The organism is Streptomyces sp. NPDC001406 (assembly GCF_042895285.1).
Taxonomy (GTDB): Bacteria; Actinomycetota; Actinomycetes; order Streptomycetales; family Streptomycetaceae; genus Streptomyces.
Genome location: NZ_JBIAWG010000018.1, coordinates 96,322 through 113,450 on the forward strand (window position 1 = coordinate 96,322; position 17,129 = coordinate 113,450).

Genomic DNA, 17,129 nt, shown 5'->3' on the forward strand with positions numbered 1-17,129 from the left:
GGTGGGCCCGGGGACGATGAGGTGGGGTAACCATGAACGCGCCGTACGAGGGTGACCGTGGCCAGGCCGCGGCCGGCTCGGGCTACCCCGAGCCGCCGCCCGAGCCCGGCCAGGTGCCGCCGCAGCCCGCGGCGGACATGTACCTCCAGGACGCCTACGACCAGGACCCCTACCGGGCACAGGACCTCTCCGCCCAGGACCCGGTCGCCGAGGCGCTCTACGACCGCGCCTCGCACCCTCCGCCGCCCCCGGGCACGTACGAGCCGCAGCAGCCGCTGTACTCCCAGCCGGCCCAGTCCCCGTACGCCCCCGACCCCAACGTGTGGGCCCAGACCCCCGCGCCGGAGCCGGAGCGTCCGGCGCAGTACATGCCGTACGGCGACAACCCCCGCACGACCCAGTTCGTGGGCGTGGACGACCTCGTCACGCACTCCGGCGAGGAGCGCCACGAGCCGGACGCCTTCGCGCATCTCTTCCGGGACCAGCAGCAGGGCGGCGGGCATCCCGCCATGGGGACCCCGGCCGTTCCGGGCCCGGCTGCACCGGGCGTCGGCCCGGGCCCCATGGGGCAGTACGCGGCGACCCCGCAGCCCGCGGTCCCCCAGCACCCCGCCGCGCCGCAGCACCCCGCCGCCCCGTACGCCGCGGCCGCCCACCCCGCCGCGCCTCATGCGGCCGGGGCGCCCGCTCCGGCATCCGCCGGGACCGCCGCTCCCGACGCCGGCTCCGCCTCCGCCGCGCCTGCCGCGAAGAAGGGCGGGCGGGCCTCGGGCCTGCTGAAGTCCAGCGCCGTGATGGCGGCGGGCACGATGGTCTCCCGGCTCACCGGCTTCGTCCGCTCCGCGCTGATCGTCTCCGCCCTGGGCGTCGGCCTGCTCGGCGACACCTTCCAGGTCGCCTACCAGCTGCCGACGATGATCTACATCCTGACCGTCGGCGGCGGCCTCAACTCCGTCTTCGTGCCACAGCTCGTCCGCGCCATGAAGGAGGACGAGGACGGCGGCGAGGCGTACGCCAACCGCCTGCTGACGCTGGTGATGGTGGCGCTGGGCGCCCTCACGGCCCTCGCGATCGTGGCCGCCCCGGTCCTGATCCGGCTGCTGTCCGACTCGGTCGCCAGCGACCCGGCGGCCAACGAGGTCGGCGTCACCTTCGTCCGCTACTTCCTGCCCTCGATCTTCTTCATGGGCATCCACGTGGTGATGGGTCAGATCCTCAACGCCCGTGGGAAGTTCGGCGCGATGATGTGGACCCCGGTCCTCAACAACATCGTCATCATCGTCACGCTCGGCATGTTCATCTGGGTGTACGGCACCGCCGCCAACTCCGGGATGAAGGTCACGAGCATCCCGCCGGAGGGCCAGCGGCTGCTCGGCATCGGCGTGCTGCTCGGCCTCGTCGTCCAGGCCCTGGCGATGATCCCGTACCTGCGGGAGACCGGCTTCCGGCTGCGGCTGCGCTTCGACTGGCGGGGGCACGGCCTCGGCAAGGCGGCCACCCTCGCCAAGTGGACGATCCTGTTCGTCCTCGCCAACCAGGCGGGCGCGCTCGTCGTCTCCCAGCTGTCCACCGCGGCCGGCAAGGCCTCGCCCGTCGACGGCACCGGCTTCGCCGCCTACGCCAACGCACAGCTGATCTGGGGCCTGCCGCAGGCCATCATCACGGTCTCGCTGATGGCCGCCCTGCTGCCGCGCATCTCGCGCTCGGCCTCCGAGGACGACGCGGGCGCGGTCCGCGACGACATCTCGCAGGGTCTGCGGACGACCGCCGTGGCGATCGTGCCCATCGCGTTCGGCTTCCTGGCCCTCGGTATCCCGATGTGCACGCTGATCTTCGGCTCCTCGGGCACCAGCGAGGCCACCAACATGGGCTACATGCTGATGGCCTTCGGCCTCGGCCTGGTCCCGTACTCCGTGCAGTACGTCGTCCTGCGCGCCTTCTACGCCTACGAGGACACCCGCACGCCGTTCTACAACACGGTGATCGTGGCCGCGGTCAACGCGGGAGCCTCGGTGCTCTGTTACTTCCTCCTCCCGGCCCGCTGGGCGGTCATCGGCATGGCCGCCGCCTACGGCCTCGCCTACGCGATCGGCGTAGGGGTTGCCTGGAAGCGGCTGCAGAAGCGGCTGGGCGGCGATCTGGACGGCTCGCGCGTACTGCGGACGTACGCGCGTCTGTGCATCGCCTCGGTGCCGGCGGCGCTGCTCAGCGGCGCGGCCTGCTACGGGATCGGACACACCCTCGGCCAGGGCGTCGTCGGCTCGTTCGCCGCACTCCTGGCGGGCGGTGCCGTACTGCTCGGGATCTTTTTCGTCGCGGCCCGGCGTATGCGCATCGAGGAGCTCAACTCCCTCGTCGGCATGGTGCGCGGGCGTCTGGGGCGCTGAAGAGGGGGTACGCGCACAACCATCGTCCGCCGCCGTGTGTCGTGCATAGCGGCGGACTGTGGGCACAATTGGTTTCGGCGTCGGACAGCGTGCAACGGATGGGGAGGCAGGGACGACGGTGGCGGAACGGAGCACGGCTGCCGTCGACGTGGCAGACAACAGCGGTGACGAGCCGCTGACCGCCAAGGCGGACCAGTCCACGGCCGACGGGGTGGCCCAGAACCCGGAGCTGGACACGAACAGCAACGAGGCACAGGGGAGCGGCGGGACCGGTAGTGGTCCCGGGAAGGCGTCACCTTCCGAACTGCACAGCGGTCACAAACTCGCCAGGCGTTACCGCCTGGAGGAGTGCGTCACCCGTCTGGACGGATTCAGCAGCTGGCGAGCGGTCGACGAGAAACTCCGTCGCGCCGTCGGCGTCCATATCCTGCCCGCGGACCACACACGAGCCCGCTCGGTGCTGGCCGCGGCCCGTTCCTCCGCGCTGCTCGGCGATCCCCGCTTCGTCCAAGTCCTGGACGCGGTCGAGGAGAACGACCTCGTGTATGTCGTGCACGAGTGGCTGCCCGACGCCACGGAGCTGGGCACCCTGCTCTCCGCCGGGCCGTTGGAGCCGCATGACGCCTACCAGATGGCCAGCCAGGTGTCCTCGGCCATGGCGGCCGCCCACCGCGAGGGCCTCGCCCATCTGCGTCTCAACCCGAACGCCGTGCTGCGCGCATCCACCGGCCAGTGGCGCATCCGCGGGCTCGCCGTGAACGCCGCGCTGCGCGGCATCAGCTCCGACACCCCGCAGCGTACGGACACCGAGGCGATCGGTGCCCTGCTGTACGCGGCGCTGACCCAGCGGTGGCCGTACGAGAACGACGCATACGGCCTGTCCGGGCTGCCCAAGGACGTCGGCCTCATCGCACCCGACCAGGTGCGCGCAGGCGTCCACCGGGGCCTGTCCGAGCTTGCCATGCGCGCGCTCGCCAACGACGGTGCCACCGCCTCCCGGCACGAGTCCCCGTGCACCACGCCGGAGGAGCTGGTGAAGGCGATCGGCGAGATGCCCCGCATCCGCCCGCCGGAGCCCGCGTTCACCGCACCGCCCGAGTACCAGCGCACGACGTACCAGCAGGGCACGTACGGCCGTCCGGCCCCGCATCCCGGCGCCGGCCAGCCCCTCACCACGCCGCCGCCCCCGCTCCAGAGCCGCACCGGCAAGGCCCTGAAGTGGGCGGTCTCCGCCCTCCTCATCGCGGCCCTGGGCCTGGGCAGCTGGCAGCTCGCGGACGCCCTGATGGACCAGAGCGGCAAGTCCGAGGACACGCCGAGCTCACAGTCGACGGACGACGGCGACAAGGGCGGGAAGACCACCAAGCCCGCCGCCCCGATAAAGATCCAGGACAGCCGGGAGTTCGTCGCCGACGGCGGCGCCCAGCATCCCAACGACGTCGCCAAGACCTACGACGGCAGCACCTCGACCTTCTGGCGGACGAGGACCTTCACCGGCGGTCCCGAGATCGCGCCCTACAAGCCGGGCGTCGGCATCGTCTACGACCTCGGCTCCGTGAAGGAACTCTCCACGGCCGGCATCGGGCTTCGCTACTCTGGCGATCACACCACGGTCGAGCTGTACGCGGCCGACTCGCTGACGCCGCCGGCGTCGGCACTGGGGTCGATGGACAAGATCGGCAAGGTCACCACGACGGGCAACACCGCTACGGTCAAGTCGGCCAAGGCGGTGAAGACGCGGTACGTACTCGTCTGGCTGACCGCCGTACCGAACTCGGGTCCGGACCCCGAGACGTACGCCGACGCCGGCTTCAAGCAGGCCATCACCGAAGTGAAGTTCACAGGCTGACGTCTCACCGGAGGCGGAGGGGGCAGATGGCGGAAGGCGCCGGATACGACGGAGTGAGCGACCAGGACCTGCTCGCCCGCCATGTGGAAGGCGACCCCGATGCCTTCGGTGAGATCGTGCGGCGGCACCGGGACCGGCTCTGGGCGGTCGCGCTGCGGACGCTGGGGGACCGCGAGGAGGCCGCTGACGCGGTCCAGGACGCCCTGGTGTCCGCCTACCGAGCTGCGCATACCTTCCGGGGCCAGTCGGCCGTCACAACGTGGCTGCACCGGATCACCGTGAACGCCTGCCTGGACCGTGCCCGCAAGGCGGCCTCCCGGAAGACCGCTCCCGTCGACGACACCGAGCGTCTGGAGCAGCTCCTCGAGCCGCACGAATCGGCCTCGGCGCCGGCCGAGCGGAACGACCTGCACCGCCAGCTCCTCGAAGCCCTCGGCACACTTCCCCGCGAGCAGCGTGCGGCCCTCGTCCTGGTGGACATGCAGGGCTACCCCGTGGCGGAGGCGGCCCGCATTCTCGATGTGCCGACCGGAACGGTGAAAAGCCGCTGCGCTCGGGGTAGAGCAAGGCTGCTGCCGCTGCTCTCCCACCTCCGGCCGGAAAACGCCGCCGACGGGACAGAGCCGGACCCGGGACGGAACCGGGCGCCGGGGACATCCGTCCCACCGGCAGCGGGACCTCAGAACAGAGGTCCACACACCACAGGGCCGAGCGATTCAGCCGCAGTGAAGGGCGGAGGTGGGCGAGCGTGACTTCCACGACGGACACAACCGGGCACCCGGACGTCGCCGAGATCTCCGACCTCACCGAAGGCCTGCTCCCGCCCACACGGACCGCGGACGTACGGCGCCATCTGGACGAGTGCGAGCTGTGCACGGACGTCTTCACCTCGCTGGAAGAGATCCGGGGCCTCCTGGGCACGCTGCCGGGCCCGGTGCGGATGCCCGACGACGTCGCCGGGCGTATCGATGCCGCCCTCGCCGCGGAAGCCCTGCTGCAGGCCACCACGCCCGAGTCCGCGGACACACCGGTCCTGGTCTCCGCCTCCCCCGGTCTGTCGGACGAGGACGCCGAGTCGCCTGTTTCACGTGAAACATCGACCCCGGCGGACCGACCCGCCGGACGCCCCCACGCGGCGACCGGCCCGGGCCGCAAGGACCGCGGGCGTGGCCGGCGTCGCCGGACGGTCGTCCTGGGAGCCGTCTTCACCGCTGCCCTACTGGGGGCCGGGTCGCTCTTCCTGGAGTCACTGGGGAATGACCAGCCGACCACCGCGGCGCACGACACGTTCTCCAGCGGAAGCCTCAAGGGCCAGGTGACGGATCTGCTCACCACGAAGAAGGGCCTGCAGCCGGGCAGCCAAAAGCCCCGGCTGGGTATCGAGTCGGAGACCGACACGCCCGGCTCGACCGCCAAGACCCTCATCCAGCCGCAGGTCCCGGTCCCCGGCTGCGTGCGACAGGGCATCAACAACGCCGGCAATGTCCTGGGCGCCCAGAAGGGGACGTACGAGGGGACGGATGCCTACCTCGTCGTCCTGCCCGACGCAGGCGACAACACGCGAGTGACGGCGTACGTCGTCGACGCGACCTGTGTGAGCAAGGAGGCGGCCGCCCCGGGCAAGGTCCTCCTGACGCAGTCCTTCGCGCGTCCCTGAGCGACCGTTCTTCGTCTCGGCCCAGCGTGCTGAATCCCTGCCCGTGTGGCATCCCGTGTGCCCGGACACACCGGGAATGCGGGACCCTTAGGATCCGTTGGGTGGGGTGAGGGTTCCGAAAGGGCTCCCACCGGTCGACTGAGACAGACCAGAGACGAGGAATCAAGCCGTGAGCGACGTCCGTAACGTGATCATCATCGGCTCCGGGCCCGCCGGGTACACGGCGGCGCTCTACACCGCGCGCGCGTCGCTGAAGCCCCTGGTGTTCGAGGGTGCCGTCACCGCGGGCGGTGCGCTGATGAACACCACCGAGGTGGAGAACTTCCCCGGCTTCCGTGACGGGATCATGGGCCCCGACCTCATGGACAACATGCGCGCCCAGGCCGAGCGCTTCGGCGCCGAGCTCGTCCCGGACGACATCGTCTCCGTCGACCTGGCCGGTGAGATCAAGACCGTCACGGACACCGCGGGCACCGTCCACCGGGCCAAGGCCATCATCGTCACCACCGGCTCCCAGCACCGCAAGCTCGGCCTGCCCAACGAGGACGCCCTCTCCGGCCGCGGTGTCTCCTGGTGTGCCACCTGCGACGGGTTCTTCTTCAAGGACCAGGACATCGCAGTGATCGGCGGCGGTGACACCGCGATGGAGGAGGCCACCTTCCTCTCGCGCTTCGCCAAGTCCGTGACGATCGTCCACCGCCGGGACAGCCTGCGCGCCTCCAAGGCGATGCAGGAGCGTGCCTTCGCCGACCCGAAGATCAAGTTCGCCTGGCACAGCGAGGTCGCCGAGATCCAGGGCAACCAGAAGCTCTCCGGCCTCAAGCTCCGCAACGTCAAGACCGGCGAGCTCTCGGACCTGGCGGTGACGGGTCTGTTCATCGCGATCGGCCACGACCCGCGCACCGAGCTGTTCAAGGGCCAGCTGGACTTCGACGAGGAGGGCTACCTGAAGGTCGACTCGCCCTCCACCCGGACGAACCTGACGGGCGTCTTCGCCGCGGGTGACGTGGTCGACCACACCTACCGTCAGGCGATCACCGCGGCCGGCACCGGCTGCTCCGCCGCTCTCGACGCCGAGCGTTTCCTCGCCGCCCTCGCGGACAGCGAGAAGGCCGAGCCCGAGAAGACCTCCGCCTGATTCCCCTTCCCGCCCCACCGCACGATCAAGTTAAGGAGCCCGCCGTGGCCGGCACCCTGAAGAATGTGACCGACGACTCCTTCGAGCAGGACGTCCTCAAGAGCGACAAGCCCGTCCTGGTGGACTTCTGGGCCGCCTGGTGCGGACCGTGCCGCCAGATCGCGCCGTCCCTGGAGGCGATCGCCGCCGAGCACGGCGACAAGATCGAGATCGTCAAGCTCAACATCGACGAGAACCCGGCTACGGCCGCCAAGTACGGCGTCATGTCGATCCCGACCCTGAACGTCTACCAGAACGGCGAGGTCGCCAAGACGATCGTCGGTGCGAAGCCGAAGGCCGCGATCGTCCGCGACCTTGAGGACTTCATCGCCGAGTAGTCGGCAGGGCCGTCGAGGCGACGGCGGATGTTTCACGTGAAACACGAATGGGCCAACCCGGAAGGGCTGGCCCATTCGGCGTTTCCAGCGGCTCTCAGAGCGGCCGCAGCACGGGTTCCTTCTGTACGGCCCCGAGCAGCCGGTCGATGGCCAGCTCCACGTCTTCCTTCCACGAGAGCGTCGACCGCAGTTCCAGCCGCAGCCGCGGATGGGTGGGGTGCTGCCGGACCGTCTTGAAGCCCACGGCCAGAAGGTGGTCGGCGGGCAGGAGACAGGCCGGCTCTTTCCAGCGGGCGTCACCGAACGCCTCGATCGCCTTGAAGCCACGTCGCAGCAGATCCTTGGCAACCGTCTGGACCATCACTCTGCCGAGCCCCTGCCCCTGATAGCCGGGCAGGATGAAGCCGGTCATCAACTGCACCGCGTCCGGTGAGACAGGGCTCGTGGGGAACGCCGTGGAGCGGGGGACATAGGCGGGCGGAGCGTAGAGCACAAAGCCGACCGGTGCGTCGTCGACGTAGACCACGCGGCCGCAGGACCCCCAGTCCAGCAGGACAGCGGAGATCCAGGCCTCCTTCTCCAGAGCCGGAGTACCTGCCCTTACCGCGGCCTCACCGCTGACGGGGTCCAACTCCCAGAAGACACACGCGCGACAGCGCTGGGGAAGGTCCTGAAGGTTGTCCAGCGTGAGCGGTACGAGCCGACGCCCCATGAAGGCTGTTCCTCGCTTCCTTCGCCCGCGGCATCGCGAGCGGCTGTCAGAGCGCTGCGTTCCCTGAGCAGACTGCCGACGAATCCGCCGACCGCGCCCAAGCCCAGGCCCGCGCTCACCAGTCCGGTACGGCTCATCGTTCGCATGGCCCCCGTCTCCCACTCAGAGGTGCTGCCAGGTGGATGCGCCAAACCCGATCGCATCGTATCCACGATGCGATTGCATCGATACCGCCTGAAAGCAAAGAGCGGACCGTGTTCCGGTACACACCGGACACCATCCGCTCAACTGCCTGAATAAGCGAGCCCCGGCCAAGGAGGACCGCCCGGGGCTCAGTCCTCCGCCTCCTCGGACAGATCGTCCTGGCCGCCCCTCTGCAGGACCGGCCCCTCGCCCGGGGCGAGCGTGCCGAGGATCCGCTCAAGGTCTTCCATCGAGGCGAACTCGACGGTGATCTTGCCCTTCTTCTGGCCCAGGTCGACCTTCACCCGCGTCTCGAACCGGTCCGACAGACGCGTGGCGAGCTCGCTCAGTGCCGGGGAGACCAGGGCACCGGCACGCGGTCCCTTGGCACGCTGTGTCGTCTGGGGCCGCGATCCCATGAGGGTCACGATCTCCTCCACGGCCCGCACCGAGAGCCCCTCGGCCACGATCCGGTGGGCCAGGCGGTCCTGCTCCTCCGAGTCCTCGACGGACAGCAGTGCGCGGGCATGTCCGGCGGAGAGGACTCCGGCGGCGACCCGGCGCTGGACCGCGGGAGAAAGCTTCAGCAGACGCAAGGTGTTGGAGACCTGCGGACGAGAACGCCCGATGCGGTCCGCCAACTGGTCGTGCGTGCAGTTGAAGTCCTTCAGCAACTGGTCGTAGGCGGCGGCCTCTTCCAGCGGGTTCAGCTGGGCACGGTGCAGGTTCTCCAGCAGCGCGTCCAGGAGGAGCTTCTCGTCGTCGGTGGCCCGCACGATCGCCGGGATCGCTTCGAGGCCGGCCTCACGGCAGGCCCGCCAGCGCCGCTCACCCATGATGAGTTCATAGCGCGCGGGGCCGAGCTGCCGTACGACGACGGGCTGGAGAAGACCGACCTCCTTGATGGAGGTGACCAGCTCCTGCAGTGCATCCTCGTCGAAGACCTCACGCGGCTGGCGCGGGTTCGGCGTGATGGACTCAAGGGGGATCTCGGCGAAGTGGGCACCCACGGGAGGCGCGGGCGTCTCCGTGAAGCCGTTCATCGACGGCTCCTCGGTTTCATGTGAAACAGGCGGCAGCGTGGCCACCTTCGCCGCAGCCACTCCACGGTCGCTCGCCAGCACCGGAACCGCCGCGGGGGACGCGGGAACCGCACCACCCAACGCGGTCTGGGCCGGTGTCTTCTCCGTCGGGGCAGCGGGGATCAGTGCGCCGAGCCCACGGCCCAAACCCCTCCGTCGCTCGCTCACTGGATCCCCTCCACCATGCTCGGGTTGTTCTGGGCGCCGATGTGGGCCTGCGTCGGGTCATAGCTGACACCGACACCCTTCAGCGCGATTTCTCGGGCGGCCTCCAGATAGGAGAGGGCACCGCTCGATCCTGGATCGTAGGTCAGCACCGTCTGCCCATAACTGGGCGCCTCGGAGATACGGACCGACCGGGGAATGCTAGTGCGCAGCACCTCGTCACCAAAGTGGCTGCGCACCTCGTCGGCGACCTGGGAGGCAAGACGCGTCCGGCCGTCGTACATGGTGAGCAGGATCGTCGATACATGCAGGGCGGGGTTGAGGTGGCCCCGCACCAGGTCGACGTTGCGCAGCAGCTGCCCCAACCCCTCCAGCGCGTAGTACTCGCACTGGATCGGGATGAGGACCTCCTGGCCCGCGACCAGAGCATTGACCGTGAGCAGACCGAGAGAGGGCGGGCAGTCGATCAGGATGTAGTCCAGCGGCTGCTCGTATGCCTGGATCGCACGCTGCAGCCTGCTCTCCCGCGCCACTAGGGACACCAGCTCGATCTCCGCACCGGCGAGATCGATCGTGGCAGGGGCGCAGAAGAGACCCTCGACATCCGGGACCGGCTGTACGACATCCGCGAGAGGCTTGCTCTCGACCAGCACGTCATAGATGGAAGGAACATCGGCGTGATGGTCGATCCCCAGAGCCGTGGACGCATTGCCCTGTGGGTCGAGGTCGATCACCAGGACGCGGGCGCCATGCAGGGCCAGCGAAGCGGCAAGGTTGACGGTCGTCGTTGTCTTGCCCACACCGCCCTTCTGGTTGGCGACGACGACGACCCGGGTCTGCTCCGGTCGTGGCAGTCCTTCGCCGGCGCGGCCCAAAGCCTCCACCGCCAGCTGGGCAGCACGACCGATCGGAGTGTCGTCCATCGGAGGCGGTGTTTCACGTGAAACATCCGCTCCCATCGACTCGGTACGGGGACCGGGGACCGGATCGGTCATCGGTCCCGCGATGTTGGCGTCGGACCGCAAGGATTCACTCTCCTCGACTTCAGGCTCGCAATGAACAGAGCCTCCCATGTCTTCGGGGTCGCGAACCAGTGAGGCCTGTTGTTCTGTGGAGAAATCCACCTCTGTGGACAACTCCGATGCCTCTCCGAGTGAACCGAGAGGCTTGCGGTCGCGGGGTTCGGCCGCAGCGCGGCCGCGACTGATGATGCCGTGCAACAGTGAGCGACGTTTCACGTGAAACACGATGCACAGCGGCCGCGGCCGGGCCGTCACGACACTCCGGCATGCATGGGTCTGGCAGCTTGTGTGGAGTACGTCTCGTCCGCAGGACGGATCAGCGCCGTCGGCGTGCCCGCCCCGTACGGGCGGCCTTCGCCCGCTTCGCCGCGAACCGCACACCGCCGGGGCTCTCCCCGACCTCGACCCGCACGACCGTGGACAGCGGGTCCACGACGCCTTCACCCACGTGGAGCACGGACGTCTCCACGGCCCCGAGCTTGCTCAGCGCGGTGGCCGCGCTCTTGAGCTCCTCCTCGGCGGTGTCCCCCTTCAGGGCGAGCATCTCGCCGTACGGCCGCAGCAGCGGGATGCCCCAGGCGGCCAGCCGGTCCAGCGGAGCCACGGCCCGCGCCGTCACCACATGGACCGGCGGCAGCTTGCCCATGACCTCCTCGGCACGGCCACGCACGACGGTAACGTGATCCAGGCCCAGGAGCTCGACGACCTCGGTGAGGAAGGTCGTACGCCGCAGCAGCGGCTCCAGGAGCGTGATCTTCAGGTCCTCGCGGACGAGCGCCAGGGGAATGCCCGGCAGGCCCGCGCCCGAGCCGACGTCGCACACCGTCACCCCCTCGGGGACGACTTCCGAGAGCACCGCACAGTTCAGCAGGTGGCGCTCCCACAGACGGGGCACTTCCCGCGGGCCGATCAGACCACGCTGCACGCCCGCCTCGGCGAGCAGTTCCGCGTAGCGGACCGCATCGGCGAAGCGATGACCAAACACCTCCCGCGCCTGTTCGGGCGCAGGGGGGAGCTCCGCTGCCTCCGTCACGGGGACCGTCCTTCCGTACAGCGCCGGCGCACCGAGCGCCGACCACCAGAACTACCAGGCTGACAAAGTTCGGCCCCGTCTGCGCAACAGACGGGGCCGGTGGATTGTGGAGACCGATCAGGCGGGCAGCACGACGACGAAGCGCTGCGGCTCCTCGCCCTCCGACTCGCTGCGCAGTCCCGCGGCCTTGACCGCGTCGTGCACGACCTTGCGCTCGAACGGGGTCATCGGCTTGAGCTTCACGGGCTCGCCGGAGCTCTTGACCTCGGCGGCGGCCTTGGCACCCAGCTCGGAGAGCTCGGCCCGCTTCTTGGCTCGGTAGCCCGCGATGTCCAGCATCAGCCGGCTGCGGTCCCCGGTCTCCCGGTGCACGGCCAGTCGGGTCAGCTCCTGCAGAGCCTCCAGCACCTCGCCGTCACGGCCGACCAGCTTCTGCAGGTCGCGGCTGCCCGCGTCGCTGATGATCGACACAGCGGCGCGGTCGGCCTCGACGTCCATGTCGATGTCGCCGTCGAGATCGGCGATGTCCAGCAGACCCTCGAGGTAGTCCGCCGCGATCTCGCCCTCCTGCTCCAGGCGGGTCAGGGTGTCTGCACCCTCGGCAGCGGCGGAGGTGGTGCCTTCCGTCACGGGATGGACTCCTTCTTACTTCTTGGACGGGGACTTGGGCCGCTGCGGACCCTTGCGCTGACCGGACTGGGCCTTGCTGCGGTTCCCGGTGCCGGGCTTCGGGTCCTGCTTGGCGGCGGGCTTGGCGTCCTGCGGCTCGTCGGACTTCTCCAGCGAGGTGCTCGGCGTGGGGTCATCGGCCTGCTTCGCGCCGCCGGACTGCCGCTGAGCCTTCGTCTGGCGCTTGGGCTGCTGGCGCCGGGGAGCGGCGGTCGTGCCGTCCTCGGACACGGCGGCGGCCGGGCTCTCGCTCTTCACCACGGTGCCGTCGACCTCGGCGGCGAGGCCCGCCTTGCTCAAGGCGTTGATGAACTTGCGCTCGAACTCGTTGCGGTCACGGCCCTTGGCGACGATCGCCTTGACGATGGTCTTCTCGCTGCGGCGACGGGTCTTGCCGTGGCTCGTCACGTGCTTGGTCAGACGCTCCAGGTAGGCGGCCTGAGCCTTGGAACCCGGGGTCGGGTTGTTGTGGATGACGTACATCTGCTGGCCCATGGTCCACACGTTGGTGGTCAGCCAGTAGACGAGGACACCGACCGGGAAGTTGATGCCGAAGACGGCGAACATGACCGGGAAGACGTACATCAGCATCTTCTGCTGCTGCATGAACGGCGTCTTCACCGTCGTGTCGACGTTCTTCGTCATCAGCTGACGCTGCGTGTAGAACTGCGACGCCGACATCAGGACGATCATGATCGCGGTGACGACCCGGACGTCGGTGATGGAGGCACCGAGCGACTCCACCTTCGCCGCACCGTCCGTGAACTTCGCGGCCAGCGGAGCACCGAAGATGTGCGCCTTCTGCGCGCTCTCCAGGAGGCTCTGGTTGATGACACCGATGGTCTGGCCCGACGCGATGCCGTTGAGCACGTGGTACAGGGCGAAGAAGAACGGGGACTGCGCCAGGATGGGAAGGCACGAGGAGAGCGGGTTGGTGCCCGACTCCTTGTACAGCTTCATCATCTCTTCGGACTGACGCTGTTTGTCGTTCTTGTAGCGCTCCTGGATCTTCTTCATCTCGGGCTGGAGCGTCTGCATGGCCCGGGTCGCCTTGATCTGCTTCACGAACAGCGGGATCAGGCAGATGCGGATCAGGATCACCAGGGACACGATGGACAGGCCCCAGGCCCAGCCGGTGTCAGGGCCGAAGATGGCGCCGTACACCGTGTGGAACTGGACGATGACCCAGGAGACGGGTGTGGTGATGAAGCTGAAGAGGCTGGCAATCGTGTCCACTAATCATGCTCCTTGGGCATGGGACGAAGTCTCTGCGGCCGGGCTCGAAGGAGGCTCGGAAGGGAGCTTCCCGTCGATGGCCGGTTCGGCGGCGGAGGGCCCGCCCCTGCGTGCGCGCCAGGCGCCGCGCAGCATTTCGTGCCACCGCGGGCGCTTGCGCGGCGGAACATGGTCCACACCACCGAGCGACCACGGATTGCACCGGAGGATGCGCCAGGCGGTGAGTGCCGTCCCCTTGATCGCACCGTGCCGGTCGATGGCCGTGTAGCCGTAGTGAGAGCACGACGGGTAGTACTTGCACACCGGGCCGAGCAGCGGACTGATCGTCCATTGGTACAGCTTGATCAGGGCCAGCAGTGGGTACTTCATCGCGCGCCCCCTCCCAGCAGCCGTTGAAGGGCGGCATCCAGGTCTCGGGCCAGCTGTGCATGGTCTGCGTCACCCGCTCCGGGCAGCGCTCGTACGACTACCAGGCTACCGGGGGGAAACAGGGCGACTCGGTCACGCATCAGATGGCGAAGTCTGCGCTTCACTGTGTTGCGTACGACCGCGCCACCCACTGCCTTGCTCACGACGAAACCCGCACGCGTCGGGGGAGCGCTCTCCCCAGGCGCGTGCGGGTCCGTGGCACCGCTACGAAGGTGGACGACGAGAAGCGGGCGTCCAGCCCGACGACCCCGTCGTACCGCGGTCGCGAAGTCCTCGCGCCGCCTCAGCCGGTTCGCGGTGGGCAGCACGACGTCATGACCTGATCGGGATCAGGCGGACAGGCGGGCGCGACCCTTGCTACGGCGGGACGCGAGAATCGCGCGGCCGGCACGGGTGCGCATACGCAGCCGGAAGCCGTGGGTCTTCGCGCGACGACGGTTGTTCGGCTGGAAGGTGCGCTTGCTCACTCGGGGGCTCCAGTAAAAATCGGGTAGTTGCGGGGTGCCGTCCTGGCTGTCACCGTGCGCCCACGAGTAGCTCGCGTTACGCCCGAGTGCACCGCTTTCCGATCACCTTCAGTGACCTGTGCCCATCGGAGGCAGGCGGCAGCAGCCATCGACAACTCGACCTGGTTACGGTACGCGGGGCTGCGCCATCCGGTCAAACCAGGGGTCACCGAGAGACACTGTCCACAGGCTGGGGACAACAACTTGAACCGCACGGGCCGCGCTGACTACCGTGACTGAACTCCGATTCGTTCCTTTATCCCCGGCCGAGCGGGTTCCTCCCGCCCGCCCACCCGATCTGCATCCCGACCCGTCCTCGAACCACACGTTCGTGGGACCTGTGAGAGAGCGTGCCCTGTGGCTGACGTACCTGCCGATCTTGCCGCAGTGTGGCCACGAGTACTGGAGCAGCTCCTCGGTGAGGGCCGCGGTCAGGGTGTCGAGGCGAAGGACGAGCACTGGATCCGGCGCTGCCAGCCCCTCGCGCTGGTCGCGGACACCGCCCTGCTCGCCGTACCGAACGAATTCGCGAAGGGCGTACTCGAAGGCCGTCTCGCCCCGATCGTCAGCGAGACCCTGAGCCGCGAGTGCGGCCGCCCGATCCGCATCGCGATCACCGTCGACGACTCCGCGGGCGAGCCCCCGGCCCCGCCGGCGCCCCCCGCCCAGCCGCAGTCCCGCTACGAGGAGCCGGAGCTGCCCAGCGGGCACTACGACGGCTACGGCCGCCACCGCGGCGACCAGCGGCAGGCCGGCGACCAGGCGCCGCGCCCGGACCAGCTGCCGACCGCCCGCCCCGCCTATCCGTCCGAGTACCAGCGCCCCGAGCCCGGCGCCTGGCCGCGCCCCGCCCAGGACGAGTACAGCTGGCAGCAGCCGCGGCTCGGCTTCCCGGAGCGGGACCCCTATGCCTCGCCGTCCCAGGACCCCTACGGGCCACCGTCACGCGACTCCTACGGCCCGCCGGCGCAGGACTCCTACGGCTCACAGGACGCGTACGGCCCGGGCCAGGACGCCTACGGCCCGGCCAAGGACGCGTACGGCTCGCCGTCCCAGGACTACCGCCCGCAGTCGATGGAACGTCCTTCGTACGAGCAGCAGCGCTCCGACTACGACCCGTCGCGCGTCGACTACGACCAGCGCGACGCCGCCCGCCGCGACCTGCCCGAGCCGTCCGGCTCCGGTCAGGCGCACCGCGGCGGTCCGGGCGGCTCCGGGCGGCCGGCGACCGGTGCTCCCGGCCCGCTGGCCGCGCAGCCCGCGCCGGCGACCGGTCCGGGCGAGCCGACCGCACGGCTGAACCCGAAGTACCTCTTCGACACGTTCGTCATCGGCGCCTCGAACCGCTTCGCGCACGCGGCCGCGGTCGCCGTCGCCGAGGCGCCCGCGAAGGCGTACAACCCCCTGTTCATCTACGGGGAGTCGGGACTCGGCAAGACGCACCTGCTGCACGCGATCGGGCACTACGCGCGCAGCCTCTACCCGGGCACGCGCGTGCGCTATGTGAGCTCCGAGGAGTTCACCAACGAGTTCATCAACTCCATCCGCGACGGCAAGGGCGACAGTTTCCGCAAGCGCTACCGCGAGATGGACATCCTGCTCGTCGACGACATCCAGTTCCTGGCGGACAAGGAGTCGACGCAGGAGGAGTTCTTCCACACCTTCAACACGCTCCACAACGCGAACAAGCAGATCGTGCTGTCCTCCGACCGGCCGCCCAAGCAGCTGGTCACGCTGGAGGACCGGCTGCGGAACCGGTTCGAGTGGGGTCTGATCACCGACGTCCAGCCACCCGAGCTCGAGACTCGCATCGCGATCCTCCGCAAGAAGGCGGTGCAGGAGCAGCTGAACGCCCCGCCGGAGGTGCTGGAGTTCATCGCCTCCCGCATCTCGCGCAACATCCGCGAGCTGGAGGGCGCGCTGATCCGGGTCACCGCGTTCGCGTCGCTCAACCGGCAGCCGGTGGACCTGGGCCTGACGGAGATCGTCCTCAAGGACCTGATCCCGGGCGGCGAGGACTCGGCGCCGGAGATCACGGCGACGGCCATCATGGCGGCGACGGCCGACTACTTCGGCCTCACGGTCGAGGACCTGTGCGGCACCTCTCGCGGCCGCGCCCTGGTGACCGCGCGCCAGATCGCCATGTATCTGTGCCGTGAGCTCACCGACCTGTCGCTGCCGAAGATCGGCGCCCAGTTCGGCGGCCGCGACCACACGACCGTGATGCACGCCGACCGCAAGATCCGCGCGCTGATGGCCGAGCGGCGCTCCATCTACAACCAGGTCACCGAGCTGACCAACCGCATCAAGAACGGCTGACCGCCACACCCCTCATGCGCTGAAGGCGCCCTCGGGAGGACATCCGGGGGCGCCTTTCGTCGTTCCGCCCCGGCCTCGACCGTCACCCAGCAGCAACCCGATGTTCGATTACCAGCCGGGTTACGGCCGCTCTCCACAGATTCGGTGACTTTCTTCCGTCCACATCCTGGGGACTGTGGAGTTGTCCAGATCGTGTCCACAGCGGACCCTGTTGAAAGACCATCAGACCAGGTCACCTGGCTGTGGATTGGTGGACGAAGGATCTCCACAGACTGTGGACGAAGGAAAGATCCACAGGCTGTGCACGGAGTTGTCCACCGGCAGCCCACAGGCTGGGGCCGGTTGTCCCCAGCGATCCCCAGCTT

At 69.1% G+C, this 17,129-nt stretch carries 16 protein-coding genes; 7 read left to right on the top strand and 9 right to left on the bottom strand.

Translation table 11 applies throughout. The features are described from left to right. Positions 1-32: 32 nt before the first annotated feature. From murJ to trxA, 6 genes are all read left to right on the top strand, one after another. Complete coding sequence (gene murJ / locus ACFY1J_RS36180; RefSeq protein WP_390708350.1) at positions 33-2,387, top strand: murein biosynthesis integral membrane protein MurJ; 2,355 nt, start codon at positions 33-35, stop codon at positions 2,385-2,387. A gap of 118 nt (positions 2,388-2,505) precedes the next feature. Beyond that, on the top strand, positions 2,506-4,236 hold the full coding sequence (locus tag ACFY1J_RS36185) for a protein kinase family protein (protein ID WP_390708349.1): 1,731 nt from the start codon (positions 2,506-2,508) through the stop codon (positions 4,234-4,236). A gap of 26 nt (positions 4,237-4,262) precedes the next feature. Then, positions 4,263-4,988 carry an RNA polymerase sigma factor SigM gene (gene sigM / locus ACFY1J_RS36190; protein WP_390708348.1) on the top strand — a complete coding sequence of 242 codons (726 nt, stop codon included), beginning with the start codon at positions 4,263-4,265 and terminating at the stop codon, positions 4,986-4,988. Further along, positions 4,985-5,893 carry an anti-sigma factor family protein gene (locus ACFY1J_RS36195; protein WP_390708347.1) on the top strand — a complete coding sequence of 303 codons (909 nt, stop codon included), beginning with the start codon at positions 4,985-4,987 and terminating at the stop codon, positions 5,891-5,893. The genes sigM and ACFY1J_RS36195 overlap by 4 nt, the downstream gene beginning before the upstream one ends. Positions 5,894-6,062: 169 nt before the next feature. After that, positions 6,063-7,031, top strand: a complete 969-nt coding sequence (gene trxB / locus ACFY1J_RS36200; RefSeq protein WP_390708346.1) for a thioredoxin-disulfide reductase — start codon at positions 6,063-6,065, stop codon at positions 7,029-7,031. Positions 7,032-7,075: 44 nt separating this feature from the next. After that, positions 7,076-7,408 (top strand): thioredoxin, encoded by a 333-nt coding sequence (gene trxA, locus ACFY1J_RS36205; protein ID WP_363296136.1) that lies wholly within the window; start codon positions 7,076-7,078, stop codon positions 7,406-7,408. Between the two features lie 94 nt (positions 7,409-7,502). On the opposite strand, the gene ACFY1J_RS36210 is transcribed toward trxA, so the two are convergent. From ACFY1J_RS36210 to rpmH, 9 genes are all read right to left on the bottom strand, one after another. After that, positions 7,503-8,120, bottom strand: coding sequence for a GNAT family N-acetyltransferase (locus ACFY1J_RS36210; RefSeq protein WP_390708345.1), 618 nt, complete (start codon positions 8,118-8,120; stop codon positions 7,503-7,505). Positions 8,121-8,452: 332 nt separating this feature from the next. Continuing rightward, the gene (locus ACFY1J_RS36215; RefSeq protein ID WP_390708344.1) at positions 8,453-9,553 is read right to left on the bottom strand and encodes a ParB/RepB/Spo0J family partition protein; all 1,101 of its coding nucleotides are present in this window, start codon (positions 9,551-9,553) and stop codon (positions 8,453-8,455) included. Then, positions 9,550-10,623, bottom strand: coding sequence for a ParA family protein (locus ACFY1J_RS36220; protein WP_390708556.1), 1,074 nt, complete (start codon positions 10,621-10,623; stop codon positions 9,550-9,552). Before ACFY1J_RS36220 ends, ACFY1J_RS36215 begins: the two co-directional genes overlap by 4 nt. Before the next feature lie 265 nt (positions 10,624-10,888). Further along, positions 10,889-11,605: a 16S rRNA (guanine(527)-N(7))-methyltransferase RsmG gene (gene rsmG, locus ACFY1J_RS36225; protein WP_390708343.1), complete on the bottom strand. Its 717-nt coding sequence runs from the start codon at positions 11,603-11,605 to the stop codon at positions 10,889-10,891. Between the two features lie 117 nt (positions 11,606-11,722). Further along, the gene (locus tag ACFY1J_RS36230) at positions 11,723-12,235 is read right to left on the bottom strand and encodes a R3H domain-containing nucleic acid-binding protein (protein ID WP_079307551.1); all 513 of its coding nucleotides are present in this window, start codon (positions 12,233-12,235) and stop codon (positions 11,723-11,725) included. 15 nt (positions 12,236-12,250) lie between these two features. Beyond that, positions 12,251-13,510, bottom strand: coding sequence for a membrane protein insertase YidC (yidC, locus tag ACFY1J_RS36235; protein ID WP_390708342.1), 1,260 nt, complete (start codon positions 13,508-13,510; stop codon positions 12,251-12,253). A gap of 3 nt (positions 13,511-13,513) precedes the next feature. Continuing rightward, entirely contained in the window at positions 13,514-13,879 is a 366-nt protein-coding gene (yidD, locus tag ACFY1J_RS36240; protein ID WP_263210605.1) for a membrane protein insertion efficiency factor YidD, read from the bottom strand. Next, complete coding sequence (gene rnpA, locus ACFY1J_RS36245; RefSeq protein ID WP_390708341.1) at positions 13,876-14,247, bottom strand: ribonuclease P protein component; 372 nt, start codon at positions 14,245-14,247, stop codon at positions 13,876-13,878. Before rnpA ends, yidD begins: the two co-directional genes overlap by 4 nt. A 21-nt stretch (positions 14,248-14,268) precedes the next feature. Further along, a complete protein-coding gene (gene rpmH / locus ACFY1J_RS36250; protein WP_003956500.1) occupies positions 14,269-14,406 on the bottom strand; it encodes a 50S ribosomal protein L34 in 138 nt (45 codons plus the stop codon). 396 nt (positions 14,407-14,802) lie between these two features. On the opposite strand from rpmH, the gene dnaA reads away from it, so the two are divergent. After that, on the top strand, positions 14,803-16,764 hold the full coding sequence (dnaA, locus tag ACFY1J_RS36255; RefSeq protein WP_390708340.1) for a chromosomal replication initiator protein DnaA: 1,962 nt from the start codon (positions 14,803-14,805) through the stop codon (positions 16,762-16,764). The last annotated feature ends 365 nt before the right edge of the window (positions 16,765-17,129 follow it).

What these genes read in the sequence shown, in the direction of transcription:
- sigM (WP_390708348.1), top strand. Translation starts at nt 4,263, where the DNA reads ATGGCGGAAGGCGCCGGATACGACGGAGTGAGCGACCAGGACCTGCTC.
- murJ (WP_390708350.1), top strand. Translation starts at nt 33, where the DNA reads ATGAACGCGCCGTACGAGGGTGACCGTGGCCAGGCCGCGGCCGGCTCG.
- ACFY1J_RS36210 (WP_390708345.1), bottom strand. Translation starts at nt 8,120, where the DNA reads ATGGGGCGTCGGCTCGTACCGCTCACGCTGGACAACCTTCAGGACCTT.
- ACFY1J_RS36220 (WP_390708556.1), bottom strand. Translation starts at nt 10,623, where the DNA reads ATGGGAGGCTCTGTTCATTGCGAGCCTGAAGTCGAGGAGAGTGAATCC.
- yidD (WP_263210605.1), bottom strand. Translation starts at nt 13,879, where the DNA reads ATGAAGTACCCACTGCTGGCCCTGATCAAGCTGTACCAATGGACGATC.